This is a genomic window from bacterium (genome assembly GCA_026398675.1).
Taxonomy (GTDB): Bacteria; RBG-13-66-14; RBG-13-66-14; order RBG-13-66-14; family RBG-13-66-14; genus RBG-13-66-14.
This window is the reverse complement of the sequence record JAPLSK010000160.1, coordinates 1-4136: the sequence shown is the minus strand read 5'-3', so window position 1 is coordinate 4136 and position 4136 is coordinate 1. Positions and strand designations below refer to the sequence as shown.

Annotated in this window: 5 protein-coding genes; 4 read left to right on the top strand and 1 reads right to left on the bottom strand. The window is 61.4% G+C overall.

The window, feature by feature from the left end; genetic code table 11:
- The first annotated feature begins 239 nt into the window (after positions 1 to 239).
- The gene (gene selD / locus NTW26_04855; protein MCX7021598.1) at positions 240 to 1220 is read left to right on the top strand and encodes a selenide, water dikinase SelD; all 981 of its coding nucleotides are present in this window, start codon (positions 240 to 242) and stop codon (positions 1218 to 1220) included.
- 1 nt (position 1221) lies between these two features.
- Entirely contained in the window at positions 1222 to 1914 is a 693-nt protein-coding gene (locus NTW26_04850; GenBank protein ID MCX7021597.1) for a hypothetical protein, read from the top strand.
- Between the two features lie 190 nt (positions 1915 to 2104).
- Here NTW26_04850 and NTW26_04845 read toward each other — a convergent pair whose 3' ends face one another.
- On the bottom strand, positions 2105 to 2578 hold the full coding sequence (locus NTW26_04845; protein MCX7021596.1) for a hypothetical protein: 474 nt from the start codon (positions 2576 to 2578) through the stop codon (positions 2105 to 2107).
- A 127-nt stretch (positions 2579 to 2705) separates the two neighbouring features.
- Here NTW26_04845 and NTW26_04840 point away from each other — a divergent pair, with 127 nt between their 5' ends.
- Both NTW26_04840 and NTW26_04835 read left to right on the top strand, forming a co-directional pair.
- Positions 2706 to 2897 (top strand): DUF6485 family protein, encoded by a 192-nt coding sequence (locus NTW26_04840; GenBank protein ID MCX7021595.1) that lies wholly within the window; start codon positions 2706 to 2708, stop codon positions 2895 to 2897.
- A gap of 91 nt (positions 2898 to 2988) precedes the next feature.
- On the top strand, positions 2989 to 3723 hold the full coding sequence (locus NTW26_04835) for a hypothetical protein (GenBank protein ID MCX7021594.1): 735 nt from the start codon (positions 2989 to 2991) through the stop codon (positions 3721 to 3723).
- The last annotated feature ends 413 nt before the right edge of the window (positions 3724 to 4136 follow it).

Below are 4136 nucleotides of genomic sequence, written 5' to 3'. Positions count from 1 at the left end.
GGCCACGGCGCAGAAGGCGGCCGCCCTCTCCCCCGAGGGGAGAGGGGATATGAGGCTGCCCGCGCCCCGCAGATTGTTAATGCCGGGCGGCCGTTTTTCCCGACCCCGGTTGACTGCCGGGGCCGGATTTCATATTCTTGGACGGAACGTGAGGAGGTGATTTGCCCGACGACCGTGATCAGCGCAAAGAGCTCAAGCGGCTGACGGCGAGCGTCCGCTGCTCGGGGTGAGCGGGTAAGCTGGGCCCCGCGGCCCTGCGGCAGGTGCTGGACGCCCTGCCCCCCGTCAACGACGCGCGGCTGCTATCGCCCATCCACCACGCCGACGACGCCGGCGCGGTGCGGTTGGGTGACGGCCGGGTGCTCCTGGCCACCACGGACTTCTTCACCCCGGTGGTGGACGACCCGACGGACTACGGCCGCATCGCCGCCGCCAACGCCCTCTCCGACATCTACGCCATGGGCGCCGAGCCCCTGGGGGCGCTCAATATCGCCTGCTACCCGGACCGGGATTTCCCGCTGGAATACCTGATCGAGGTGCTCCGGGGCGGGCAGGAGAAGATGGACGAGGCCGGGGCCCTGCTCCTGGGCGGCCACACGGTCACCGACGTGGAGTTCAAGTACGGCCTGGCGGTGTTCGCCATCTGCCGCGAGGACGAGCTCTGGCAGAACAAGGGCGCGGAGCCGGGGGACTTCATCGCGCTCACCAAGCCGCTGGGGTCGGGGATTCTGGCCACGGCGCAGAAGGCGGCCGCCCTCTCCCCCGAGGGCTTGAAAAAACTGGTGGCCGTCGCCTCCCGGCTGAACCGCTACTCGGCGAGAATCATGCGGCCTCTCGGGCCTCACGCCGTCACTGACGTGACCGGGTTCGGCCTGGTGGGCCACGCCCTGGAGGTCGGTCGGAACTCCGGCGTCCGGCTGGAAATCGCCACGGACGCGCTGCCCCTCATCTCCCCCGAGGTTCTCTCCGCCATGGACGAGCGGCTCGAACCCGGCGGGCTCTTCAAGAACCGGGAGGCCTACGCCGACGAGGTGACGGTCCGGGAGGGGGCGCCCGAGCGGCTGGTGCACCTGGCCCACGACCCCCAGACCTCGGGCGGGCTCCTCTTCTTCGACGCCGCGCCTAAGTGGCCGGACTACGAGCGGGCCTTCGCCGCCGCCGGCGAGACCCTTTGGCGCATCGGCGAGGTCACCCGCGGACGGGGGATGTACCTCAAGTAAAATGGATATTATCACCCTTATCATCAGTCTAATCGGCACCAGTGCAGCGGTATATGTTCTTTATATTACGGTTGATGTGCCAATTTGGCTCAGTTACATTGTAGTAGTAGCATGTTTATTAATCATAGGTATTTTAATATATAACTTCATTAGACGGAGAGCGCAACGGTATGCGGCTATTAGTCTCGGCTTGGAGTGGATTAGACTAATTTATGATACAGATGAGAGTGAAAGAATCCGGGTTTCTTATTTTAATAAGTTTTTTAATAGACTACGAAACACGGTAAGGGTTCCCTCTGGGACATTGCTAACCAGAGAGACTTTCAGTATAGGTGAAGGATATGCAGGTTTTCTTTGGGAAAGATATCTGAAGCACTCCAAGGAGAATGCTATTAGGGTTCCTGATTTACCTTCTGCAAAGGAAGACCAAGAAAAATTAATTGAGTTGCTTCAAACTAAAGGTATAAAACTAGATCCTAAAAAGGTTTTACGATTTAAAGATGATATTAAGTCTTATTTAATTCTTGCTGTTCCTCATCCGGTTTCAGGAAAATTTCTAGGTGTTGTATGCTTAGATTCTATAGATGGAAATTCATTTGACTCAGATGATGACTTAGTGTACACGAAATTAGTAATTGACAAACTAGCAAAAACACTCTATTATGTAGGTGTAGGTGTTGGAAAGAGGAGGTGACGGAAATGCCGAACGGGAATATTAAAACTCTTGTCAAGGTTAAAGGACCGAAAGGTGGCTCTATTGAGCTTGTTTCGGTTAAGGGCGGTAGACCTTCATCACCAAAACATAAAAAGTAGCATCTCCATTCGGATAAAATAAAAAAGGCGGCCGCAGGGCCGCCTTTTTTATACCGGAGAATGGGGGGCGCCTAGTCGAAAATCTTCGAGAAGTAGAGCAGGAACAGAATCGCGTCCTCGCCGGCCATGCCCTCCACCTCTTCGGGGGTGTCCAGGTCGTCGTGGTCGTAGTAGGCCAGAATCTCGTCGTCGTCGTTGGTTATCCGCCCGTCGTCGAAGTAGGCGACGATGCCGAAGCGCTTGTCCTTGAGGCGGCCGGTGTCTTTATCGCCCATCTCGATGTAGTACTGGGTGACGTAGGACATGTTCTTCACCAAAATCTCATCGCCCTCTTCCAATCGGGCCAGGATTTTGTAATCCTTGTCCTTGACCCGGTCGCTATCGATGTAGCCGATAATCTCGTAGTCGGTGTCCAGAACCTGGTTGTCCTCGTCTATGAAGCCGATGGTCTGGAACTCGGCGTCCTGGATGCGCCACTCGCTACCGGTGGCGGCCAGGGCGGGGAGGAGGAGAAGCGCGGTCATTAGCGGAAGGATTGTTCTCATGACGACTCCCTCGTGTCAGTTGACATATTCTAGCAAGTTCCGGGGAGTTTTTCAACTCCCCTTCCTTGACGTGACCGGCGGGCGCGGCTAAGATGGGTCGCGGAACCGCCCGGGACGGGGAGGCGCCATGGACTGCGACCACCGCGAGACCAACCTCAAACACTGCAACTGCACCTACTCCTGCGACAAGCACGGCCGCTGCTGCGAGTGCCTGCACTACCACCGGGAGCGGATGGAACTGCCGGCGTGCTACTTCGACGCCGCGGCCGAGCGGACCTGGAACCGCGGCATTTCGTATTTCGTCGGCCTTCGGCGGTAGCCGTCTTTAAAACGCCCCCGTCGCCCCCGGGGGCTTGCCGTCGGCGCGAATCGGGGCTATATTACACACGCACCCCGGAGCCGTGAGGACCATGTTCACCGGAAAGTGGCAGACGAAGAAGCTCACCTGCCCCGCGTGCGGGGGGGACATCACGGCGCTGCCCGGCGACCGGGCCTTCGCCTGCGCGCGGTGCGAGATGGGTTTCGAGATTTCGGGCGGTAGGGTCGGCCGGCTTTCGGCGAACCAGGTCTACCGGGGGTGGTGGCTGCGCTCCCGTCCCGGGGGCCCCTCGGGGGAGGGCGCCGGCAAGGTCGTTCTGCTGCCGTTCTGGCGCTTCGAGCTGACCTCTCCCGCCCAGGCATTCACCCTCGGGGAGACCACCCATATTCCGGGAAACGTCCGCCGGCGCATACGCGATGAGGAGCGGTTCGACCTCTCCCGGCATCGCGTCTTCGCTTACTACCCGGCCTTCCGCACCGCGCACGCCCAGACGGCCTTCAGCCTGGCGGCGACGCTCACCGACACCCAGCCCGCCTACGAGCTCTCCGCGGGGGCCTATTCGGCGGGGGCGGTACACGCCTCAGACGCGGCCGAGCGGGGGCTTCGCTTCGCCTCGGAGCACCTGGGGGACCGCTCGCCGGGCTTGGCGTTGACCGGGCTCTGCGGGCGCCGGTCGCCCCAGTTGGTGAGCCTGCCCTTCGAGCGACAGGGGGCGGAGCTGTTGGAGGGGGTGTCCGGAGCCCGGTTCCCGGCGGGCGAGCTGGACGAGTCCCTCCTGGCGCTGAATCAGGAGTACAAGTCGTCCCCCGAAGGCGATATGACGTAGGGCGGGGATTCCATCCCCGCCCGTTTGGTCATCCACCGCCGTCTGCCAGAATGTAGGGCGGGGATTTTAATCCCCGCCGCTTTCGCCCCTCTCCCCCGCCCTCCCCCCAGAGGGGGGAGGGAGATTGCGGTGGCCCTCACCCTGGCCTTTCGCCGACGTAGGGCGGGGATTCGCCGGAGGCGTAGCTCGCTTCGCTCGGTTTGCCAGGGGCATAGCTCGCTTCGCTCGGTTCCTATCCCCGCCGGTTTCACGTTCCCCGCCTCGACCCTCACCCTAACCCGTAGGCGCGCCTCTCCCTGAGAGGGAGAGGGGACCAGCGGCACCCCCCTCCCTAGCCCTCCCCCCAGAGGGGGGAGGGAGATTGCGGTGGCCCTCACCCCCATCCCCGTCGACGCGCCGCTCCCACGGGGAGA

Coding starts and splice junctions, on each gene's coding strand:
- NTW26_04850 (MCX7021597.1), top strand. CDS start 1,222: ATGGATATTATCACCCTTATCATCAGTCTAATCGGCACCAGTGCAGCG.
- NTW26_04845 (MCX7021596.1), bottom strand. CDS start 2,578: ATGAGAACAATCCTTCCGCTAATGACCGCGCTTCTCCTCCTCCCCGCC.
- NTW26_04840 (MCX7021595.1), top strand. CDS start 2,706: ATGGACTGCGACCACCGCGAGACCAACCTCAAACACTGCAACTGCACC.
- NTW26_04835 (MCX7021594.1), top strand. CDS start 2,989: ATGTTCACCGGAAAGTGGCAGACGAAGAAGCTCACCTGCCCCGCGTGC.